General features: G+C 31.3%; 17 protein-coding genes, 1 riboswitch and 1 other annotated feature. Of the genes, 15 read left to right on the top strand and 2 right to left on the bottom strand.

The window, feature by feature from the left end; genetic code table 11:
* Positions 1-433: 433 nt before the first annotated feature.
* Complete coding sequence (locus ACJDTP_RS20380) at positions 434-1,324, bottom strand: LysR family transcriptional regulator (protein WP_406762256.1); 891 nt, start codon at positions 1,322-1,324, stop codon at positions 434-436.
* A 254-nt stretch (positions 1,325-1,578) separates the two neighbouring features.
* Here ACJDTP_RS20380 and ACJDTP_RS20375 point away from each other — a divergent pair, with 254 nt between their 5' ends.
* Positions 1,579-3,588 carry an oxidoreductase gene (locus tag ACJDTP_RS20375; protein WP_406762255.1) on the top strand — a complete coding sequence of 670 codons (2,010 nt, stop codon included), beginning with the start codon at positions 1,579-1,581 and terminating at the stop codon, positions 3,586-3,588.
* 306 nt (positions 3,589-3,894) lie between these two features.
* Positions 3,895-4,142: a binding site (T-box leader), on the top strand.
* Positions 4,143-4,333: 191 nt separating this feature from the next.
* Positions 4,334-4,510: a hypothetical protein gene (locus tag ACJDTP_RS20370; protein WP_406762254.1), complete on the top strand. Its 177-nt coding sequence runs from the start codon at positions 4,334-4,336 to the stop codon at positions 4,508-4,510.
* Between the two features lie 131 nt (positions 4,511-4,641).
* Here ACJDTP_RS20370 and ACJDTP_RS20365 read toward each other — a convergent pair whose 3' ends face one another.
* Positions 4,642-5,553 carry a LysR family transcriptional regulator gene (locus ACJDTP_RS20365; protein WP_406762253.1) on the bottom strand — a complete coding sequence of 304 codons (912 nt, stop codon included), beginning with the start codon at positions 5,551-5,553 and terminating at the stop codon, positions 4,642-4,644.
* Between the two features lie 309 nt (positions 5,554-5,862).
* Here ACJDTP_RS20365 and ACJDTP_RS20360 point away from each other — a divergent pair, with 309 nt between their 5' ends.
* From ACJDTP_RS20360 to ACJDTP_RS20300, 13 genes are all read left to right on the top strand, one after another.
* The gene (locus ACJDTP_RS20360) at positions 5,863-6,747 is read left to right on the top strand and encodes a sugar phosphate isomerase/epimerase family protein (RefSeq protein WP_406762252.1); all 885 of its coding nucleotides are present in this window, start codon (positions 5,863-5,865) and stop codon (positions 6,745-6,747) included.
* Positions 6,748-6,873: 126 nt separating this feature from the next.
* A complete protein-coding gene (locus tag ACJDTP_RS20355; protein ID WP_406762251.1) occupies positions 6,874-8,796 on the top strand; it encodes an oxidoreductase in 1,923 nt (640 codons plus the stop codon).
* 42 nt (positions 8,797-8,838) lie between these two features.
* On the top strand, positions 8,839-9,708 hold the full coding sequence (locus ACJDTP_RS20350; RefSeq protein WP_406762250.1) for a shikimate dehydrogenase: 870 nt from the start codon (positions 8,839-8,841) through the stop codon (positions 9,706-9,708).
* 243 nt (positions 9,709-9,951) lie between these two features.
* A complete protein-coding gene (locus ACJDTP_RS20345) occupies positions 9,952-11,160 on the top strand; it encodes an MFS transporter (RefSeq protein WP_406762249.1) in 1,209 nt (402 codons plus the stop codon).
* 192 nt (positions 11,161-11,352) lie between these two features.
* On the top strand, positions 11,353-12,666 hold the full coding sequence (locus ACJDTP_RS20340; protein WP_406762248.1) for an MFS transporter: 1,314 nt from the start codon (positions 11,353-11,355) through the stop codon (positions 12,664-12,666).
* Between the two features lie 178 nt (positions 12,667-12,844).
* Positions 12,845-13,804, top strand: coding sequence for an alpha/beta hydrolase fold domain-containing protein (locus ACJDTP_RS20335; RefSeq protein ID WP_406762247.1), 960 nt, complete (start codon positions 12,845-12,847; stop codon positions 13,802-13,804).
* Between the two features lie 35 nt (positions 13,805-13,839).
* Positions 13,840-14,217: an alpha/beta hydrolase fold domain-containing protein gene (locus tag ACJDTP_RS20330; RefSeq protein WP_406762246.1), complete on the top strand. Its 378-nt coding sequence runs from the start codon at positions 13,840-13,842 to the stop codon at positions 14,215-14,217.
* Positions 14,218-14,300: 83 nt separating this feature from the next.
* Entirely contained in the window at positions 14,301-15,605 is a 1,305-nt protein-coding gene (locus tag ACJDTP_RS20325) for an MFS transporter (protein ID WP_406762245.1), read from the top strand.
* A 166-nt stretch (positions 15,606-15,771) separates the two neighbouring features.
* On the top strand, positions 15,772-16,641 hold the full coding sequence (locus ACJDTP_RS20320) for a shikimate dehydrogenase (protein ID WP_406762244.1): 870 nt from the start codon (positions 15,772-15,774) through the stop codon (positions 16,639-16,641).
* A 282-nt stretch (positions 16,642-16,923) separates the two neighbouring features.
* Positions 16,924-17,691 carry a type I 3-dehydroquinate dehydratase gene (aroD, locus tag ACJDTP_RS20315; RefSeq protein WP_406762243.1) on the top strand — a complete coding sequence of 256 codons (768 nt, stop codon included), beginning with the start codon at positions 16,924-16,926 and terminating at the stop codon, positions 17,689-17,691.
* A 42-nt stretch (positions 17,692-17,733) separates the two neighbouring features.
* Positions 17,734-17,822: riboswitch (cyclic di-GMP riboswitch) on the top strand.
* Between the two features lie 149 nt (positions 17,823-17,971).
* Positions 17,972-19,969, top strand: a complete 1,998-nt coding sequence (locus tag ACJDTP_RS20310; protein ID WP_406762242.1) for a methyl-accepting chemotaxis protein — start codon at positions 17,972-17,974, stop codon at positions 19,967-19,969.
* Between the two features lie 569 nt (positions 19,970-20,538).
* A complete protein-coding gene (locus tag ACJDTP_RS20305) occupies positions 20,539-21,417 on the top strand; it encodes an ROK family protein (protein ID WP_406762257.1) in 879 nt (292 codons plus the stop codon).
* A gap of 78 nt (positions 21,418-21,495) precedes the next feature.
* Positions 21,496-22,893 carry a glycoside hydrolase family 1 protein gene (locus tag ACJDTP_RS20300; protein ID WP_406762241.1) on the top strand — a complete coding sequence of 466 codons (1,398 nt, stop codon included), beginning with the start codon at positions 21,496-21,498 and terminating at the stop codon, positions 22,891-22,893.
* Positions 22,894-22,897: the final 4 nt, after the last annotated feature.

The following is a 22,897-nucleotide window of genomic DNA, read 5'->3' as shown; positions in this document are numbered from 1 at the left end:
GCCAATTCCTGTAGAGTTTCTACAAGATAAGAAAATGATTGCTAAATTGCGCTCTTCTTATCGAAGAGCTTTTTTATATTTATCTAGCTTTGTTAAGTCTATAGGTTAAAAAATTTATGTCGTCGTATCAATAGGTTAAAATAGTATAACTATTAGTTTAGAAATCCAATTTATAAATTATATTTATACTTTAAAATATACATAAATACATAGAAATAAGATACATATTTGTAACCTAAAGGTCATGATATGAAAGAGGCATTTGAAATTAAGCTGTGATGGTTCTTAGTGGAAGGTTGTTTCATTTACTGCTTGTCATAAATTTACTTTAGGAACACGCAGAAATGAGTGCAACCTTCCACTTAGAACTCATCCAGTGAAAATTTCATAAGTCCGCTGGAATAAATATGTATCTTATTTCGGTATCTGTAAATTATAAAGTTTCACTTAGATTTTTTATAATATAATTTCGAAATTGATCTGCAGATGGAGAAATATATTTGTTTTTTACAGAAGCAAGATAAATGTATCTTTTAACAATAGGATTATTTATATGTATAATTTTCACATCGAAACTCTTAATCAATGCTATATTAGGAATAATGGCAATACCATAATCAACAGCTACTAAACCTAAAACGGCACTATCTTCCTCTACTTCACATATAATTTTTGGAGTTATATTAACCTTTTTAAACAAACTATCTATAAGAGGACGGATACCACTTTCTTTATTGAAGTACACAAAAGGATAGTCTGCTACATCTTTTAAATCAATACTATCAAGTGCAGCTAATTCGTGATCTTTTGAAACAATTAAGACTAGCTGTTCTTCAAGAATAGGTATAAAATCTATATCTGGCTCATTTTCTACAAAAGAACAGAAGCCTAAATCGAACTTTTCACTTTTTAACCCTGTAATAATATTATGAGTAGTACCTTGAAAAAGAGAAAAAGATATTTTTTTAAATTTTTCCTTATCTAAAAATTCTTTAATGAGATTTGGCATAACATAAGCACCGAGGGTGTATATAAATCCTAAATCTATTACACCAGAGGTAGAATCTGCTAAGGCTTTTAGTTTTTTTTCTCCAACTTCCAATTCATTAAGAGCACTATCAACATATTGTAGAAAAAAGCGTCCATATTTTGTTAATTTTACATTTCTGCCTTCCTTCTCAAATAAGTAAGTTCCTAAATCTTTTTCCAAAGTTGATATAGCATGACTTAAGCTTGGCTGGGTAATTGATAATTCCTTAGAAGCTTGAGTATAATGTTCTAATTTAGCTAAAACCCTGAAATATTGTAGATGATTTAAGTTCATGGAAATTCAATCCTCTCTAATTTTTTATTGTTGATATTTAAATTAAGTATAACATGACTAATAGATAAAATCTATAAATAACGCTTGAAAAAGATATTAGATTAATGAATAAAGAGATATTAAAATATAAATATAAAGATAAATATCTATTAAGTCACCTAGATTAAGTTAAATTTTAATCAATCAAGTTAAATATTAAACAAACATAAAATAAATGAGCAAAATATTGGTACATATAAATAGGAGGAAAAATTATGAAAAGTAAATATACAAATCTTTTGTCACCAATCACTATTAATGGAATGACATTAAGAAACAGAACAGTTATGCCACCTATTGGAAGCAACTTTGCAACCGTTAGTGCAGAAGTATCGGAAGAGATGATTAAATATTATGAATTGAGAGCTAAGGGAGGTACAGGACTTATCATTGTAGAGAATGCATGCGTTGATTATCCAATGGGAACTAATGGAACAAAACAGTGCAGAATTGATGATAATCAATATGTACCTGGATTATATACATTAGTTGAAAGACTTCATGCTTATGGCGCAAAGGTATCTATTCAACTTAACCATGCAGGAGCATCAGCTTATGGAGCAAGACTTAATGGAGCACAGCCAGTTTCAGCATCAAATATTCCATCAAAAACAGGTGGAACTATTCCAAGACCTTTAACTTTAGATGAAATGAAAGCTATTGCAAAAAAATATGGAGAATCTGCAGCAAGAGCTCAATTAGCAGGATTCGATTCAGTAGAAATTCATGGTGGTCATTCATACTTACTTAGTCAATTTATTTCACCTTTATTTAATGACAGAAAAGATGAATTTGGTGGAAGCCCTGAAAACAGAGCAAGATTTCCTAGAATGGTTATAGATGAAGTAAGAGCAGCAGTGGGTCCTAGATTTCCAATTGCAATAAGAATAAGTGCTGATGATATGATTAAAGGCGGAAATACACTTGAGGATACACTTGAATTAATGGAATATCTACAAGAAAAAGTTGATTTTATAAACGTTTCTATAGCACAAAATGATACTTTATATTTACAGCATGATAAGATGAGCCTTCCAGAAGGATGGAGAAGTTATATGGCTAAAGCTATAAGAGAAAAATTTGACAAGCCAGTAATAACTTCAGGAAATTTCCGTACACCAGAGGTTTGCGAAGAAGTAATAGCAAAAGGAGATGCAGATCTTATCGCTATGGGACGTGGTTTAATAGCAGAACCATATTGGGCTAACAAGGTTGCAAGTGGAGAAGAACACCTTCTTAGAAGATGTATTTCTTGTAATATAGGATGTGCTGATCACCGTTTGGCAAAATCTCAGCCAATTCGTTGTACAGTAAATCCAGATCTTTTATTTGAAGATGCTTATAAAGATAGACAAGTAAAGAAAAATATTAATGTTGCAGTTATAGGTGGAGGTACCGCTGGATTAGAAGCTGCATGTACAGCTGCTGAAGTTGGATGTAATGTAACATTATTTGAAGAAAAGGATAGATTAGGTGGATTAGCTTGGATGATAGGAACAGTTCCTGCCAAGAAGAAAATTCATTATTTTGTAGAATATTTAGAAAACAGAGCAAAAGAGCTTCCAAACTTAACTATAAAGTTTAATACAAGAGCTACAAAGGAAGCATTAGACGAAGTAAAGCCAGACATTATAGTAAATGCAACAGGCTCAAAGCCACTTCTTCCTCCAATATCAGGTTTAAAAGAACATATAGATAAAGAAGGTGGAAGAGTTAAATCAACATTTGGTTTCATTGAAAACATCGATGCTTTTGATAAAGAAGACTGCAAAGGAAAGAAAGTTGTAGTTGTAGGTGGTGGAGCTGTAGGTCTAGATGTTGTAGAATTTTTTGCTGAAAAAGGTGCAGAGGTTGCAGATATTGAAATGCTTCCTGTAATAGGAAAGGATCTTGATACTAATACTAAGCTTGATGCATATCACATGATGAAAGAAAATAATGTTAAGCAGCTTACAAGTACTGCACTTCAATCTGTTAATGAAAGTTCATTTACAGTAAAGAATCCTGAAGGTGCTATTGTAGATATAAACTTTGACTATGGATTTGTATGTCTTGGAATGAGAGCAGAAGTAACTGATTTACCTATGGCTGAGGCATATGCTGAAGAAAAAGGTGTAAAACTTCTTAACATTGGAGACAGTGTAAGAGCAAGAAGAATAATAAACGGTACTGAAGAAGGTAGAAATATCTTAAAAACTTTAGAAGTAATGGGTGCTTTCAGATAAAAGATAATGCCCTTTATTAAAAAGAATAATAAATTGCCGCCATTTGTTTATAGATGGTGGCATTTTTGATTTTTGTAGGAAAGCATACACTTATGAAAAGAGCAGCTATGCTGCAATGCGGAACTTTTCTGCAATTAAGAACTTATTTACTTTCTGGATATTCACTCTTTCTGATAATTTCAACCGAAATCATTCATCATTCCCTATTAATTATTCATTAATTTAATCTATAAATAAAGTGAAAAATTTGCATAGATTATATTGACAAAAGCATAAAAAAGAGGTATTATAATAAAAATAAAGTAATCAAAAGCTATGACTAAGAAGTAGTACGAAAACAAGAATTCTTCACAGAAAGCAACCGGTTGATGAGAGGTGCGTAGAATAGTTTTTCTGAATTCATCTTATGAGCTGCCCTTTGAAATGTTTTTTAGTAGGAGGTGCCGGTAACATCCGTTAAAAATGTAGAGTATTTATTTAGATACTTATTGAGGTCTACAGCGTGAGTTGTTGATAAAATTAGGTGGTAACACGGTTAATAAACCGTCCTTTGAAAATTCAAAGGGCGTTTTTTTTATATAAAAAATAATATATATAATATTTAACCAATTAAATACTTCATATAATAGAAAGCTCTAGATAATTAAGAAAAAGCGAAGTTTTATATTAAAAAGATATAGAATTATAAAATCCTAATTTAGATTTAAAAAGTAATTAATAATATAAATATAAGGGGGCATAAAAAATGAAAAATAACACAGTAAAAAATGAAATGGTAAACGAGGAGATTTTAAAGAATGAGGTTAACAAATACGCTAAATGTTTAGGAAAATGTACAATTGAAGATTGTATGAAATGTCATGAAATAGAACAAGGTTGTCATGAATATTGGGCTATATGGTGCAGGGATGCAATAGTATAATAAAATATAAAAGATGATAGATATAGAGCAAAAATATGTAATAACCAGATTACAAAACCATAAAATCTATCATCTTTTTGCATTCTAATTTATAATTAAGTGTAATATAAATCAGAAGTAAAAATAATTTCTTATTTCTTTACAGAGCTCATGTTCATAAAATTGTGTTTTGAGTATTCTATAACAAAATTCTTGAATTTTTGAACGACTGGTGTTAACGGTCTGTCTTTTACAACTGCTAAATAAAAAATTCTTTCCCAATTTGGACTCTCAATCTGAATGATTTTTAAATTCATAGAATTTAGAATAGGCATATTAGGACAAACTGCAATGCCAAAATTTTTAGAAACCAATCCAGCTATTACCTGATCTTCTTCAACTTCATATGCAACTTTTGGGGTTTTTCCAATTTGCTTAAACAAATCATCTATTATTGGTCTAAGTCCGCTTTTCTTTGTAAAAATAATTTGAGGATATGAAATCGTTTCAATTAAATCTATGGTATCTTTGCTTGCAAGTGGATGATCAATAGGAACTATTAATACTAGTTCTTGTTTGGCAACTGGAATAAACTCAATAGCATGTTCTTCTTTAATTTTGGAACAAAATGCAATATCATACTTCCTATCTTTAAGTCCTTGTAAAATATCAGCAGTTACACCTGTATAAAAGTGAAATTTGATTTCCTTATCAGAATTTGCCTTTAGAAAGCCTGCTGTAACATCTGGGACAAAATCACTTCCTAATGTTCGAAGAAAAGCCAAATCAATTGTACCTTCTCCATTACTGATGGATTTCAAGGTTTTTACATTTGAATCCAGAATCTCTAAAGATTCTTCTACAGCAGAAAAAAACATTTTTCCAGTTTTAGTTAATACAACATTTCTTCCATCTCTTTCAAAAAGTGAAACACCGAGTTCTTTTTCTAATGACGAAATTGCACTGCTTAAGCTTGGCTGAGTAATATTTAACTTTTCAGCAGCTTTTGTGTAGTGTTCTAAATGTGCTAGAGTTATGAAATAACGTAGATGATATAAATTCAATTTTGCACCTCGCTTTCATATGTATGTACTTGGCACTTAATTCTTGGGTGCCTTATGGTGAAATTATAACATGAACTATATACAAAATCTATAGATTGTTAGGATATTATCAATTTGTTTTCTAAATAGGCCTATAATATAATATATATAAAGATTCCAATAATATTGATTAGTAAATGGGACTCAGCTTTCAATCTACCGGTAGAATGATTAATGTTTTATAGGAACAGTGTTTTAAACAAAAGTTAGAAATCGATATCAATGTTATTTAGATATCAATGTTTTTTTATATTGAAAGGAGTATATACCATGAATAATAAAAATATTAATAATACTTGCGAGGAACAAAATCAATGTCCACCACTTACAGTTAGCTCATGGACATTAGGAGATCAATGCAAATTTGAAGAAAGAGTTAAAGCAGCTAAAGAAGCAGGATATAAAGGAATAGGTCTTCGTGCTGAAACATATGTAGATGCATTAAATGAAGGGCTATTTGATTCTGATATTCTTGACATTCTTAAAAAATATGACATGAAGGTTACAGAAGTTGAATACATTACACTTTGGGCTGAAGATAACCGATCTTATGAACAAAAATACAAAGAACAAATGTGTTTCCATATGTGTGAATTATTCAATGTTCAACATATAAATATTGGCTTAATGGAAACCTATAGTGTAGAACATACTGCACAAAAGTTGAAAGAATTATGTCAAAGAGCAGGCAAATATATAATTGGTGTTGAACCAATGCCATATAGTGGTATTCCAGATATTAAAAAAGGATGGGCAGTAGTTAAAGCTGCAGGCTGTGACAATGCAAAACTTATCTTAGATACATGGCATTGGGCAAGAGCAAACCAAGATAATGATATTAAATTGTTAGAAGGTATTCCAGCTGACAAAATCGTATCTATTCAAATCAATGATGTTTATGAAAGACCTTATGCAAAATCTATATTAAGAGATGAATCAATGCATGACAGACTTGCACCAGGTACAGGAATAAATGTAACAGAAGGTTTTGTTCGTATGATTAAAGAAAAGGGTATAAAACCAGCATGTATAGGTGTTGAAGTAATAAGTGATGCCATTTTAGCAAAAGGTGTTGCAGAGGCTGCTAAACATACATATGACAATACTATAAAAGTATTAGAAAAAGCTTGGCCAGAAGTATTACCTGAAAAATAAATAGTATATAAATTCTAATTGACAATGAATTATTATATAAGATATTTAAAGAAACAAAAGACAATTTAAAAAAACCAAAGATAAAAAATTAAAATGAGACTAATAATGAAAGGATGAATTGTTTTTATGAAATTTAAGTCAATGTTTACGCCAATAAAGATTGGACCAATGACAGTTCCTAATCGTTTTGTGGTTCCACCAATGGGAAACAATTTTGCAAATACAGATGGAACATTAAGCGACAGATCTTTAGCTTATTACCGTGAACGTGCTATTGGAGGCTTTGGGTTAATTACTTTTGAAGCTACTGTTGTAGATAAGACAGCTAAGGGTGGACCACGTAAGCCATGTTTATTTGAAGATAACACTGTAGAAAGTTTTAAACGTGTTATCGATGCTTGTCATGAAGCTGGTTCAAAAGTATCTATCCAACTTCAGCATGCTGGCCCAGAAGGAAATGCAAAAGTTGCTGGATATCCACTTAAAGCAGCTTCGGCTATACCATCAGCTTTAGGAAGAACTACACCTATTGCTATTTCTAGAGAAGAAATTTATGAACTTATTGAATCTTATGGTGATGCAGCAGTGCGTGCAAAGGAAGCAGGGGCAGATGCAGTAGAAGTTCACTGTGCGCATGGATATTTAGTTAATAGTTTCCTTTCTCCAAGAACTAATAAACGTGTAGATGAATTTGGCGGTTGCTTTGAAAACAGAATGCGTTTACCACGTTTAATAATTGAGAATATACGTAAAAAAGTTGGGCAATCTATGGCAATTCTTTGTCGTATTAATAGCTCTGATGAAGTAGATGGCGGATTAGATGTTCATGATAGTGCAACAATTGCTGCTTACTTAGAAGAATGTGGAGTAGATGGTCTTCATGTTTCACGTGCTGTACATATTAAAGATGAATACATGTGGGCTCCAACAGTTGTACATGGCGGATTTAATGCAGAGCTTGTTACAGAAATCAAACGTGCTGTAAATATTCCAGTTATAATAGTTGGTCGTTTTACTGAACCACATTATGCAGAATTACTAGTTCGTGAAGGACGCTGCGATTTAGTAGCATTTGGACGTCAAAGTTTAGCTGATCCTCATACACCAAATAAAGCTAAAGAAGGACGTTTAGATCAGTTGAATCCATGTATTGCCTGTTTACAAGGCTGCGTCTGCAATATGTATCAAGGAAATCCTGTTAAGTGTCTTGTTAATCCATTCCTTGGTTATGAAGGCGAATTGAAAGAAGCTGAAACTAAAAAGAAAGTATTTGTTGTAGGTGGCGGAGTTGGTGGTATGCTTGCAGGATGGGCAGCAGCTAAAAGAGGTCATGATGTAACATTATTTGAAGCAACAGATACACTTGGCGGACAAATGCGTTTAGCTGCTTATCCTCCTGGAAAGGGAGATCTTACAAATATGGTACGTAGTTATATTGCTAAATGTGAAGAATACGGAGTAAAAGTTCGTATGAATACAGAAGTAACTACTGAAGTTTTAGAAGCAGAAAAACCTGATGCAGTGGTTATTGCTACTGGTGCAAAACCATTAGTTCTTCCAATTCCGGGAATTAATGATTCTGGTATAATACATGCAGTTGATCTTCTTGATGGAAAAGAGTCTTGTGGTGAAAAAGTGCTTGTAGTAGGTGGAGGAATGGTTGGCTGCGAAACAGCTGATTTCTTAGGGGAACAAGGACATGATGTTACAGTAATTGAACTTCGTGATAAAGTAGGAGCAGACGTGATTTCTGAACACCGTAAATTCTTAATGAAAGACTTTGAAGAATATAAGATAAAGAGCGTTACTAATGCAAAGGTTGCAAAATTCTTTGAAGGTGGTGTTACTTACACATTACCAGATGGATCAGAACATGCTCTTGAAGGTTTTGATTCAGTAGTACTTGCCATGGGGGCACGTAATTATGACCCATTAAGTGAAAAAGTTAAAGAAATAGTAAAAGAAACTTACGTTGTAGGAGATGCAGTAAGAGCTCGTAGAGCATTAGATGCTACAGCTGAAGCAATGGAAGTAGCAATGAAATTATAATTAATATCTTAAAATAAGATATTAAAAATGTGGGGGATATTTATGGAAAAGAGAATTTCAGGAACAACAGCATTATATTGTTTAATTGGTACACCAATAGGTCATTCAGGATCTCCGGCCATGTACAATTATAGTTTTCAAAAGTTAGGAATAGATTCAGCATATGTAGCCTTTGATATTTCAATAGAAAAAGTGAAGGATACTATTGCAGCTTTTAGAACATTAAATATAAAAGGCGCTAACGTAACAATGCCATGCAAAAATGAAGTTGTTAAATATATGGATGAATTATCTCCAGCAGCGCGTCTAGTTGGGGCAGTTAATACTATCGTAAATGATGGGGGAAAATTAACTGGAAACATTACAGATGGTGTTGGATTCGTGCGTAACTTGAAAGAACATGGAGTAGATATAAAAAATAAGAAAATTACTATTTTAGGTGCTGGTGGTGCTGCAACAGCAATCCAGGTTCAATGTGCGTTAGATGGAGCTAAAGAAATAAATATCTTCAATATAAAAGATGATTTTTACAAGAAAGCTGAAAAAACTATTGAAAATGTTAGAAAAGAAGTCTCAGAATGTATTTTGAATTTATATGATTTAGAAGATACTCAAAAACTTAATGAGAAAATTGGAGAAAGTGATATTTTAGTTAATGCAACACATGTAGGAATGCATCCTGGTGAAGATCAATCTCCAATAAAAGATACAAGTGTTTTTAGAAAAGATTTAGTTGTAGCAGATGTAATCTACAATCCAAGAAAAACAAAACTCCTAGAAGATGCTGAAGCTGCTGGATGCAAAACTGTAGGCGGTATAGGTATGCTTTTATGGCAAGGTGTAGAAGCGTTTAAATTATATACTGGATTAGAGATGCCTGCAAAAGAAGTTAATGAATTATTTTTTAAATAATAATTGAATATAGTACCATTAATTAACATGTGTTAGTAATTGAATGCCTCTTCATAATGTATTTTTAATAATTAATAGGCTGGAGTTTTATATCCAGCCCATTAAAAAGATGGGTATTCGACTACCTTAACATATAGAAAAAAGTTAAAAAAATAACAAAAACTATAGTTTATTTCTATTTATAAAGTTATCATTTGAATTAATAATATATTATCAATTAAAAAACGAAGGGAGAAAAAATCAATGAATACAAAAAAATATTTTCCAACGGCCCTAGCACTATATTTTACATATTTCGTACATGGTATTGGGGTATCAATACTAGGACAATACAAACAAAACTTTGCAGGTGCATGGGGTGCAGACAAATTATCTAATGGTACTTTTGATGTTAGTATGGTACTTGCAGTTATTGCAGCATTAGGACTTGGACGTTTAATTACACTTCCATTTTCAGGACCTATTTCCGATAAGTTTGGAAGAAAAGTATCTGGATTAACTGGTGTAGTTTTATACGTAGCTTACTTTATAGGTATTGCAATATCTCCAAATATGTATGTTGCTTATGCATTTGCTTTACTAGGTGGTGCAGCTAACTCATTCTTAGATACATGTGTTACTCCATCATGCTTAGAGATTTTTGTAAATTCTGGTGATGTTGCTAATATGTTTACAAAATTCTCAATATCAATTGGACAATTTATACTTCCTTTTGTAATTGGTTTTATTGCAGCAAGTAATATGTCTTATACAACTATTTTCTTTGTAACAGGTATAGCATTAGCTATAGATGGTGTTTTAATTGCAATTGCGCCATTCCCACCAAGAAATGCTGATGTAGCAACAAAAAAAGAAGCACCAGCACAATCAGAAAAAATGAAGTTCACAGCAACAAGCATTGCAGTTATTCTTATTGGATTTACATGTACATCTACTTTCCAATTATGGTTAAACTGTAATCAGGAATTAGGTAAATTATATGGATTAGCTAATCCAAGCCAAATTCAAACTTATTATGCATTAGGATCAATGGTTGCTGTATTAGTAACAGCTGTACTTGTAAAAAGTTTTATTAAACCAGTTAGAGTACTTATCATATACCCATTAATTTCTGCAATTATGTTAATGATTATATACTTTGTACAAACACCAGGAATTTGCTTGATTGGTGGATTTGTAATTGGATATTCAGCAGCAGGTGGTGTACTTCAATTAGCTGTATCAACAGCAAATTCTATGTTCCCACTAAACAAAGGTAAGATTACATCTATAGTTATGATTGCATCTAGTGTAGCGAATTATGTAATATTAAATGCTGCTAGTTACATTTCAAAATCAGGTGGTGTAGATGGTCCTAAATATGTGGTATTATTCAATGCAGTAATTACTGTTATTGGTATTGTACTTGCAATATATGTTAATAAACAATATTCTAAAGAAGCTATAAATTAAATATATACTATACATAATTAATAAATATACTTTATATACAATGCCATCATATTTATGAAATACATTTTAAATGTAAGATAAGTATGATGGTTATTGTGAAGTATTTTTGTTAAATTTTAAACTATCTATTATAGAGGCTTATAGTAAGGGGTTTATGGAAAGTAAAAATATATTATAAAGGGGTTGTATTATATGGAAACTTTACAGAAAAAAGTACCTAGAGCAAGATGGTTTTATATTATGCCAATATGTTTTATTACAACATTTTTCTACTTTATAGATAGACAAATTATAAGTATAGCATTACCAGGTGGAGTTCAGTCAGCACTTGCTTTAAACTCTACTATGTCAGGTTTGGCAGCGGGAGTTTTCTCAATAGGTGTATTATTTCTTTCTATACCAGCTGGGCAGCTAGCACAAAAAGGAAAAGTTAAAAAATTTATTGGTTTATGTATTGCTGGATGGAGTATATTTACTATATTAACTGCTTTTGTACAAACCAGTTGGCAGTTAGTATTAGTTAGATTTTGCATTGGTTTTTGTGAAGGGGCTTTTTCTCCAGGACTTACTACATTATTTACATTTTGGTTTCCTGACAAAGACGGTGAGAGGAATAAAGCAAATTCAACTTATTTCACAGCTATTTCAGTGGCAGCAATCTCTATGGGACCTCTTGGAGGAACCCTCATACAATTTTTTGGGTGGAGAAATTTATTCATCATACTTGGTGCATTAAGTTTTGTTGGTTTTATTTTATGGCAATTGTTTATTTTTGATAGACCTAGTGAAGCAAAGTGGTTAAGCGAAGAAGAATTAGATTATATAGAAACAACTATACAAGAAGAAAGAGAAACAGCTAAAATTGTAGCAGGAGATGTTGAAGTAAAAAGTGAAAAATTACCTTTGAAACAGCTGCTTTCTAACAAATATGTATGGAGCTTATGTATTATAGGATTTACTGTAAACATAGGTCAGTTTGGGTATACTATTTGGATGCCTACAATGATTAAAGATATTACAAAAACTAATATTCTAAATGTAGGATTTATTTCTATAGTACCAAGTTTTTTCACATTAATGGGTCTTTGGATCTTTTCATATCTTGCAACAAAAATTAAAAATAGAAGACTGACTACAGGGTTACCACTTGTTCTGTTTGGAGTTTCACTGATAATAGCTAATATCTCAGGTGCAGCTATGGGACCGGTAGTAGATATTGGAATGTTGTGTATTGTTAGTCTATTTATACAAGGGCATATGCCAAGCTATTATTCAATACCATCTCTTGTACTTGTTAAAGAACTTGATGGACCAGCAAGGGGACTTATGGCTGTTGCTATGGGATTAGGATCATTTATAGGTCCATATGCAGTTGGTTACTTTAATACAGTAACTGGATCTTCAAAAGTTGGAATGTATTTTTTAACAGCTATGCTTATAATTGGAGGTTTGGCTACATTAATACTACCAAAGAACATGGTAAAAAGTTCTTTAGAAAATAAATAAGAAATGCATATTCATATAACGTTTACAAAAATTGTAATGTTCTGAAGAAGAGCGAAGTTTGTAGAATATTTGCTGCTTATTAATAAATTATAATTGTAAATGTTGATTATATATACCTGTGATATTTACTTATTATTATAGATATATATTAAAAATACTGCTATAGGAGGGAATTGTTATGATAGATAGAAATGATGCAATTGGTGTTGAAGTGTCAAATGAAGCATTATTAATGTTAGATGTAGAAAGGGTATTTAATAAAACTTACTTAGATGTTCCATATGCAAGTGAACATGAACATCAAAAAATGGATATAATTATTCCAAATGAAGGCGAGGGGCCATTTCCGGTAGTAATTAATATTCATGGAGGAGCATGGTTTTTTGGAGATAAAAGAAATATTCATACAAGATCAGGTATTCAATTGGTATTTGAAGGTTATGCAGTTGCAACTATAAATTATAGATTAAGTGGTGATGCAAAGTGGCCTGCTCAAATATACGATTGTAAGGCAGCAGTAAGATTTTTAAGAGCAAATGCTGAAAAATATAACATAAATACAGATAAAATTGGAGTTATAAGCAATTCATCAGGGGGCCATCTAGCTTCAATGTTAGCAGCTACAGAAGGACAATCTAAATTTGAAGATTTATCAATGGGTAATTCAGAGTACTCTAGTAGTGTACAAGCTGTAGCAACCTGGTATGGAGTTTTTGATTTGGTTAAAACAGAAGAACATAAAAGACAGCTTGTTAGAGTAGGAGAAACTTTTAAATATGAAGATGATGGAGTTACAGAACGTCTAATGGGATGTAAACTAAAAGGAAACGAAGACAAATATGCAGATGCATCCCCAGTTTCGCACATTAATAAAAATATGCCTCCAATGCTAATCCAACAAGGTACATCTGATACAGTAGTGCCATATCTTCAAGCAATAGATTTTTTTAATAAGTATGTAAGATTCTGTGGAGATAAAGATGTACATATTGATTTACTTGAAGCAGCAATTCATGGAGATGAAGCTTTTAGAACTGATGAAAATATGTGGAAAGTTCTTAAGTTTTTTGATAAACATATCATGGAAGTTAAGGATAGAAAATATAGATCTATTCCTGAAATTCCATTGGTTAAATAATTATTAAAATTTTCTTATAAAAGAGGCGTTGTTAAATGAAAGTAAAAAAGCTTCAACCTGGATATGAAATTCTAGGAAATCTTCCAACAGACATGAATGAAGTAAACAAAATAATTGAACCATTTAAACATTGTGACGTGCCAGATGATATTGAAATATATGATAAAAAAGTTCCAGCATTAGCAAGAGATTTATCAGACTTACCACCAACATTTGTTGTTACACTTGAGTATGATCCACTTCGTACTGAAGGTATGGAATATGCTAGAAGACTTATGGAATTTTCAGTACCTACAGAATTATATAGTTTACCACGTGTTTGCCATGGGTTTGATATGGTGCCAGCTCCTTTGACATTATGGATAAGAGAAGGGATGTACAATTCTCTTAGACGTGAATTTAACATTATTTAGTTTTACAAAATATCAAATATTATAATAAAATAAATCATATAACAAAAACTATAATAAATAAGGTTAGTATTGGAGGGAAAATAATGGGTCAAGAGAACATAGGTAAAATTAAAGAAAAACCAACTAAGAGAAGATGGTTTGTATTATTTTTAATTTGTATTATAACTTTCATCAATTACTTAGACAGGGCTAATATTTCTGTTGCTGCTCCATTTATTTCAAGTGATATGGGGTTTGATGCTGCCAAAATGGGATTAATATTTTCTGCTATGAGCTGGTCATATACATGCGTACAAATTCCATGTGGCTGGGTTCTTGAACGTCTAGGACCTAGAATAGTATATGGAATTGCACTTCTTGGATGGTCTACATTTACGGGAGCTATGTCTCTTACTTATAGTTTTGCTAGTATGATAGGCTGCCGTTTAGGACTTGGCTTCTTTGAAGCACCAGCTTTTCCAGCGAATGGACGTATTGTTACTACATGGTTTCCGTCTAAGGAACGTGGATTAGCAATTGGTGCATACACTGGAGCTGAATATGTAGGACTTGCATTATGTACTCCTATTTTAACATGGCTTTTAGTAACTTTTGGATGGAAAGCTATATTTATAGCTACCGGTGCAATAGGACTTATATTTGCAATTTTTTGGTTCACTCATTATAATGATCCATCAAAATCAAAAGGCGTTAATCAAGCTGAGATTGATCTTATTAAAGATGGGGGCGGCCTTTCAGATACTGTTGCAGAAAAGAATAAAGTTACATGGAAACAAATGAAATATCTTTTCACAAGCCGTCAGTTATGGGGAATGTATATAGGTGGTTTTTCTATTACAGCAATACTATTCTTTTTTATGACATGGTTTCCTTCTTATCTTGTAACTGAAAGACATATGGCTATATTAAAAATGGGTATTTATGGAGCATTGCCATACTTTGCAGCAATTGCTGGTGTTTTAATAGCTGGAAGATGGTCAGATTGGATGGTTTCTAAAGAATATGGAATAGGAATAGCACGTAAAATTCCTGTAATAGTTGGACTATTAATGTCAGCTGTTATTATGTGTGCTAATTATACTGATAATATTGCACTTGTTATTGTATTTATGTGTATAGCTTTCTTCGGACAAGGAATGGCATCAGCTATTTCCTGGGCATTGCTTTCTGAAATAATGCCTAGACAATTAGTAGGTTTGTGTGGTTCAGTTTATAATTTTGTAGCTAATATGGGAGGAGCTTTATCTCCAGCTATTGTTGGTTATTTGATTGCCAGAACGGGATCATATGCTTCTGCATTAGTTTTTGTTTCTTGTATGGGTGTTCTAGGAGCTTTTTCTTACATATTTATTATTGGAAAACCTAAACGAATTGAAATTTCTGAGTAATTGAATTTATTATTTTCAGATATTTTGATTCATAGAAAGTTTCTATTGATTATAATAGAAGAATTAATTGGTATATTCTTAAAAATAGACATATTATATAATTATAGTAACATTAATAAATTTTTAACAAATAAATAAAAATTATAAGATTTAGGAGAGATGAAATATGGAAAGACGTATTACAGGTTATACTACATTAATAGGGTTGATAGCAACTCCAATAAAACATACTAATTCACCTAAAATGCACAATGAAGCATTTCAATATTTAGGACTTGATTATGCATACCTTGCATTTGAAGTAGGAAATGATGAATTAGAAGCAGCAGTAAATGGGTTAAAAGCTTTAAAAGCTCGTGGATCTAATGTTTCAATGCCTAACAAGACAGTTATTCACAAATATTTAGATAAACTTTCTCCAGCAGCAGAACTTGCAGGAGCAGTTAACACTGTTGTAAACGATGATGGTGTGTTAACTGGACATATTACAGATGGAATTGGATTTATGACTGCATTAAAAGATAACGGATTTGACGTTATTGGAAAGAAGATGACCATAGCAGGAGCAGGCGGAGCTGCAACAGCAATTCAAGTACAAGCTGCTTTAGATGGTGTAGCAGAAATATCTATATTCAATATAAAAGATAAATTCTGGGCAAGAGCTGAAGAAACAGTTAAAAAACTTAATGAGAAAACAAATTGTAAAGTTAAATTATTTGATTTAGCTGATACTGATGCATTAAGACGTGAAATTGAATCAAGCTACATATTCACTAATGCTACAGGGGTTGGTATGAAACCATTAGAAGGTCAAATGGTAATTCCAGATGAAACTTATTTACGTCCTGATTTAATTGTAGCAGATACAGTTTATATGCCACATGTAACTAAATTACTAGAAACAGCAGAAAAAGTAGGATGCAAATACATGAACGGTGATGGCATGATGCTATACCAAGGAGCAGAAGCATTTAAACTTTTCACTGGAAAAGAAATGCCTATTGAACATATGAAAGAATATTTAAATATTAAATAATATTTAACACATACTTAAAAAATTAATATGGCTTCTAGTATAGCAAGTCTTAAGTTTGTTATATTAGAAGCTATTTCTAAAATTAATAAATTAATTCAGTTAAAAGTTTAAATCAGTTAAGAGTTAAGAGTTCAAAGTTAAGAGTTAAGGATGAAATAGCAAAGCTATTTCTAAAAATAAATAATTATTGAAAAGCCAGCGGCTTTTCTTCCTTAACTCTGAACTCATAATTCTTAACTCTTAACTGACTTAGGTATATTTATAAGTAACAGGAGGATTATCATGAAAAAAACAGTAAAAGTTAGAGACGTTATATTGGGTGAAGGAATTCCTAAAATCTGTGTTCCTATTGTTGGTAAAACAAAGGAAGAACTTGCTGATGAAATTGCAGCACTAAAAGATATTAGTTTAGATCTTGTTGAGTGGCGCGTTGATTATTATGAAAATGTAGAAGATATCGAAAAGGTTAAAGAATTGCTTGTAAGTTTAAGAAAACTTCTTTCAAATACACCTCTTTTATTTACATTCCGTAGTAAAAAAGAAGGTGGAGAAAAAGAAGTATCTACAGATTATTATGCAAAATTAAATAAAGAAATTGCAGAAACTAGATTAGTAGATTTAATTGATGTGGAACTTTTCACAGGTGATGAAATTGTTAAAGATATAGTTGCTTCAGCACATACTTGTGGTGTTAAAGTTGTAATGTCAAATCATGATTTCTTTAAGACACCTTCCCAAGAAGAAATAGTATCACGTTTAAGAAAAATGCAGGAATTAGACGCAGATTTACCTAAAATTGCAGTAATGCCACAAAATACAACTGATGTATTAGTTTTACTATCAGCTACAAATGAAATGGTTCAAAATTATGCTGAAGGTCCAATCATCACAATGTCTATGGCAGGTACTGGAGTTATAAGCCGTTTAGCAGGTGAAGTGTTTGGCTCAGCATTGACTTTTGGAGCAGCAAAGAAAGCTTCAGCACCAGGACAGATAGCAGTTGCTGATTTACGTACAGTACTTAATATTTTACATAACAGCGTTAAGTAATCAAAAGTTTTTTTAAAATTTATGAATATAATAATAAAAAGATAATGTTAATAGCACACTTATTGAAAGATAAGGCCGCAAAACTATGAGTCTACGGGAATTTAATTTTCTATGATTGTCAGGTTGCCAGAATGCATTTAATAATAAATTTTATTTTTTATTTTGGTGATCATTGTAATATGGTCACCATTTTAATATCTAGGAAAATATAAAATCAACCTGAGTGAAATCATGGATTTATTGGTTATGAGAGGTTTTAAATAGTCATGGAGGAAATATTATGAAGAGTATAAAAACAAAATTAATAGTGTTTTTGGGTTTACTTTTAGGAATTATATGTATTGGTTTAGGAGCAATTTCATTTGTTAATTCATCTAAAGCTTTAAGGTCAAATTTGGGTAAAACTTTGCCTAAAATTGCAGAACAGACGGCAAGCAGCGTGTCGGGAAGACTTGAAGGGCAATTAAAATCATTAGATGCTATTGCAGCAAGAACGGAAATAAGTGATCCTAATATTGCAACAGAAACAAAGATGCCAATTCTTGCAAATGAAGGCAAAAGAATGGGAAGTATCAGATTAGAATTTGTAGAAACTAATGGAGATATTTTAAAACCAGATGGAACAATTACTAATGTTAAAGATAGAGCATATTTACAAAATGCATTAGCAGGTAAAGATAATGTATCAGATCCAATAGTAACTAAAGATGCTAATAAACAGGTAGTAGTTGTATATGCAGTTCCTGTTAAATATAATGATAAAATTGTAGGCGTACTAATAGAAACAAGAGACGGTAATTATTTAAGCGAATTAACTAATCAGGTTAAGATTGGACAAACAGGTTATGCTTTTATGATTAGAAAAGATGGAACTGATATAGCTGTTCCCGATAAAGATAAGGTTACAAGCATGTATAATCCAGTTGAAGAAGCAAAAAAAGATCCTTCACTAAAAGCTATAGCAGACATTGAAACTAAGATGGGGGCAGGGGAAACAGGAATAGGTGAATATGCCTTTGGTGGAACGGAAAAGTATGTGGGTTATGCTCCAGTTAGTGGAACTGAATGGTCTGTAGGAGTTATAGTAACAGAAAATGAAATATTATCAGAATTAAATACTTTAAAGATTTCTGTTATTTTATCTTCTATAGTATTCATATTGATTGGTATTGCTATTATATATATAATTTCGAATAAAATAGCAAAAGGAATTAAATTAACGTCAAACCACCTAAAAGCATTGGCAAGTGGTAATTTAAGTGAAGAAATTCCTTTAAAATATTTAAATCAAAAAGATGAAATTGGAGAAATGACAAATTCAATGAAAACAATGCAGGAATCTTTAGGAAAGATGATAAAGCAGGTAAAAGATAATTCTTCAAATATTAATGCACAATCAGAAAACTTATCATCTGTTTCTGAAGAAATAGCAAATGTCTCACAAAGTGTTACAGAGGCAATATCTGAAATAGCTAAAGGAACAAGTAATCAATCAGAGGAATTAATACATATAACAGAAATTCTTAATGAATTTAGTAATAAGCTATCTGGAATGGTTAAAGAGATACAAAATGTAGATTCAAATTCCAGAGAAATAAGTGTAATGGCAAATAACAGCAGTAAGGAAATGAATGGATTAAATCAATCCGTATCTAATGTAAGTAAATCATTTAAAGTGTTTTCTAATAAAATTGCCATTCTTGGAAATAGTGTGAATAAAATAAACGAAATCACTAATTTAATAAATGATGTTGCAGATCAAACAAATTTATTAGCATTAAATGCTGCTATAGAGGCAGCAAGGGCAGGAGAATCTGGAAAAGGTTTTGCAGTAGTAGCAGACGAAATTAGGCTGCTTGCAGAACAATCAAAAGAGTCATCAGAAAGCATCAGTAAACTAATAAGCGGAATATTTAAAGAAACTGACGTTATAGTTGAAGATTCTGTTAACATGGATCAAGAGCTAATAAATCAGGTTAATGTAATAGAAAATTCAATAATATCCTTTAAAAAAATTATAGAAGCTGTTGATGAAGTGATTCCCAAAATTGAAATTGTTAAAAATTCAGCAGAGAAAATAGAAACTGATAAAAATTGTATTATTACCAAAGTAGAAGGCTTATCTTCTATTTCAGTTGAAGTTTCAGCATCCTCAGAGGAAATTTCAGCATCTTCAGAGGAAATGAATGCTTCAACTGAAGAAGTGGCTTCAGCAGCACAAATACTGAATAGTATGATGAATGAAATGATTGAAGAAGTTGATAAATTTAAAGTTTAATTTTTGGGGCAGTCAATTATCTAGATTTCCTGCAAAGGTAAAAGCTATATTTGCATATAATTACCAAGGGTAAAATTATTCATTAAGGCTGGGCACTATCCTTTATTTATTTTTGAGAAACTATAACTTGGAAAATGCTATGGTTTTGTTTGTACAAAACTTAGGTAATTAAGATAAACTAATATATGAAATTAATGGAAGAATAAAAACTACTACGAGCAAGAGTATTAATTTATAAAATTGATACTCTTTTCTTTTAAATATTAGTATTTAAAAGAAAATAAGAGGATTAAGTAGAATTTATGGAATAGCTATAGTATAAGATTGAAGTATTCAATACAGTGAATTTAGTAATAGATATATTATCTATCTTTTTCCTTTTAATAAAAACAGATAAATTAGATTCGATTTATAAAGCAAGAGTGAAAAATAATATTTTTATGTATTAAATGACATAACATATTATTGATAAGTGATATATAGTGTTATATAATTGAATACAGGAGAGTAATTTATATTAATAAAGTAAATACCAAAATGATTATTAATATAGTTAGGGGGAGATTACAATATCGTTTTTTATAGGAATAGATATAGGTGGTACAAATTTAAGGGCAGCAGTTATATCCAAGGAGGGAGATATAGTACAAATATTTAAAGTTGAAAACGAAGTGCAAAAGGGGGCAGCTTATAACTTAAATAAATTAGTTAATCAAATAAAGGGACAATGGAGCAGTTATGAAATAGAAAAAGTGGGAGTAGGTGCACCAGGACCATTAGATTTAAAATTAGGTAAATTATTAAATCCTGTTAACTTGAAAGGATGGGAAAACTTTAATATAAAAGAATATCTAAGTGAGAAATTGGGAGTGCCTGTTCAAGTTAATAATGACGCTAATGTAGCAGGGCTTGCAGAAAGTTTAGTTGGAAGTGCTAAAGAATGCGAATCAGTATTTTATATAACGGTTTCTACTGGAGTTGGGGGCGCATTAATTATTGATAAGAAGATTATAAATGGAGCACATAGTCAAACAGCAGAAATCTACAACATGATAATAAATGAGGACAAGTATAGTCACGCAGGTACAAATAAAGGCGGACTTGAAGGACAATGTAGTGGTGTAAATATAGCTAGAATAGCATCAGAAGCATATGGAAAAACATTAAGCACAAAGGAAGTGTTTGATCTGTATAAAAGCAATGATGAAAAGGCTGTCCAGGTAATAGAAAAATGGATTAACAATATTTCAATTGGTATAGCTAATGTGATAGCTGTAGTAGATCCAGAAACTGTAGTTATTGGTGGAGCAGTATTAATATATAATACTTACTTGCTACCTAAAATTATTGAGTGTACTAAGACTAAGGTTTCAGATCCATCTGTTGTTGATATAAGAATAGCGCAAATTGGTGATAATGCAGGCCTTATTGGTGCCGCAATGTTATAGAAGAAAATACTATTTTATAAATATTTAACGTATGGAGAAAATAACATAATTTAAATAAAGAAATCTAGGAGGCATAAGATGAGTATACAATTCAAGTTCCCAGAAAACTTTTGGTGGGGATCAGCAACATCAGGTCCACAAAGTGAAGGACGATTTAATAAAAAGCATGATAGTGTATTTGATCATTGGTTTGATATAGAACCAGAAGCATTTTTTAATGGAGTAGGCCCTAATGTAGCATCAAACTTTTATAACAGCTATAAAGAAGATTTAAAATTGATTAAAGAAATAGGTTTAAATAGTATTAGAACATCAATTCAATGGACAAGATTAATAAAAGATTTTGAAACTGGAGAAGTAGATGAAGATGGTTTAAGATTCTATAATGCTGTAATAGACGAATGTATTGCAAATGATATCCTTCCAGTTATGAATCTACACCATTTTGATTTACCAGTTGAATTATATGATAAATATGGCGGATGGGAATCAAAACATGTAGTAGATTTATTTGCATTGTTTGCAAAGAAGTGCTTTGAGTTATTTGGAGATAGAGTTAAACATTGGGCAACATTTAATGAACCTATGGTTGTAGTTGAAGGTGAATATTTATATCAATTCCATTATCCAAAGATAGTTGATGGGAAAAAAGCAGTGCAAGTTTTATATAATCTAAATTTGGCATCAGCAAAGGCTATAAAAGAGTTTAAAGAATCAGATTGTAGTAAGAATGGTGGGAAGATTGGTATTATTCTTAATTTAACGCCTTCATATCCAAGATCACAAAATGAAGAAGATGTAAAAGCTGCTAAATTTGCAGAAGATTTCTTTAACAATTCATTTTTGGATCCAGCTATAAAAGGTGAGTTTACAACGGATTTAGTTGAAATTTTAACCAAAGATAATGTAATATGGGAATCAACAGAAGAAGAATTAGAAATAATAAAGAACAACACAATTGACTTCTTAGGTGTTAACTATTACCAACCAAGAAGAGCAAAAGCTAAGGAAGAAAAATTCGACGAGTCAAAAGGTTGGATGCCTAATAAGTATTTTGACGATTATGAAATGCCTGGAAGAAGAATGAATCCATATAGAGGATGGGAGATATACCCACAATGTATGTATGATATAGCGATTAATATAAGAGATAATTATAACAACATTCCATGGTATATATCTGAAAATGGTATGGGAGTTGAAGGGGAAGAAAAATATATAAATGCAGATGGAGTTATAGAAGATGATTATAGAATAGAGTTCTATGAGGAACATTTATCATATCTTCATAAAGGGATAAGTGAAGGATCTAATTGTTTTGGTTATCATACATGGACTCCGATAGACTGTTGGTCATGGGCTAATGCATATAAAAATAGATATGGATTTATTTCTGTAGATTTAGCTACTCAAAAGAAGACAATTAAAAAATCAGGAAGATGGATTAAAGAAGTTGCAAAAAATAACGGATTTTAGATAG

It is taken from the genome of Candidatus Clostridium helianthi, from assembly GCF_045310795.1.
GTDB lineage: Bacteria > Bacillota > Clostridia > Clostridiales > Clostridiaceae > Clostridium > Clostridium helianthi.
This window is presented reverse-complemented; position numbering and strand designations above follow the sequence as displayed.

Bases quoted from the DNA above. Each gene is read 5' to 3' on its own strand.
- ACJDTP_RS20380 (WP_406762256.1), bottom strand. From the start codon at position 1,324: ATGAACTTAAATCATCTACAATATTTCAGGGTTTTAGCTAAATTAGAA.
- ACJDTP_RS20375 (WP_406762255.1), top strand. From the start codon at position 1,579: ATGAAAAGTAAATATACAAATCTTTTGTCACCAATCACTATTAATGGA.
- ACJDTP_RS20370 (WP_406762254.1), top strand. From the start codon at position 4,334: ATGAAAAATAACACAGTAAAAAATGAAATGGTAAACGAGGAGATTTTA.
- ACJDTP_RS20360 (WP_406762252.1), top strand. From the start codon at position 5,863: ATGAATAATAAAAATATTAATAATACTTGCGAGGAACAAAATCAATGT.
- ACJDTP_RS20355 (WP_406762251.1), top strand. From the start codon at position 6,874: ATGAAATTTAAGTCAATGTTTACGCCAATAAAGATTGGACCAATGACA.
- ACJDTP_RS20350 (WP_406762250.1), top strand. From the start codon at position 8,839: ATGGAAAAGAGAATTTCAGGAACAACAGCATTATATTGTTTAATTGGT.
- ACJDTP_RS20345 (WP_406762249.1), top strand. From the start codon at position 9,952: ATGAATACAAAAAAATATTTTCCAACGGCCCTAGCACTATATTTTACA.
- ACJDTP_RS20340 (WP_406762248.1), top strand. From the start codon at position 11,353: ATGGAAACTTTACAGAAAAAAGTACCTAGAGCAAGATGGTTTTATATT.
- ACJDTP_RS20335 (WP_406762247.1), top strand. From the start codon at position 12,845: ATGATAGATAGAAATGATGCAATTGGTGTTGAAGTGTCAAATGAAGCA.
- ACJDTP_RS20330 (WP_406762246.1), top strand. From the start codon at position 13,840: ATGAAAGTAAAAAAGCTTCAACCTGGATATGAAATTCTAGGAAATCTT.
- ACJDTP_RS20325 (WP_406762245.1), top strand. From the start codon at position 14,301: ATGGGTCAAGAGAACATAGGTAAAATTAAAGAAAAACCAACTAAGAGA.
- ACJDTP_RS20320 (WP_406762244.1), top strand. From the start codon at position 15,772: ATGGAAAGACGTATTACAGGTTATACTACATTAATAGGGTTGATAGCA.
- aroD (WP_406762243.1), top strand. From the start codon at position 16,924: ATGAAAAAAACAGTAAAAGTTAGAGACGTTATATTGGGTGAAGGAATT.
- ACJDTP_RS20310 (WP_406762242.1), top strand. From the start codon at position 17,972: ATGAAGAGTATAAAAACAAAATTAATAGTGTTTTTGGGTTTACTTTTA.
- ACJDTP_RS20300 (WP_406762241.1), top strand. From the start codon at position 21,496: ATGAGTATACAATTCAAGTTCCCAGAAAACTTTTGGTGGGGATCAGCA.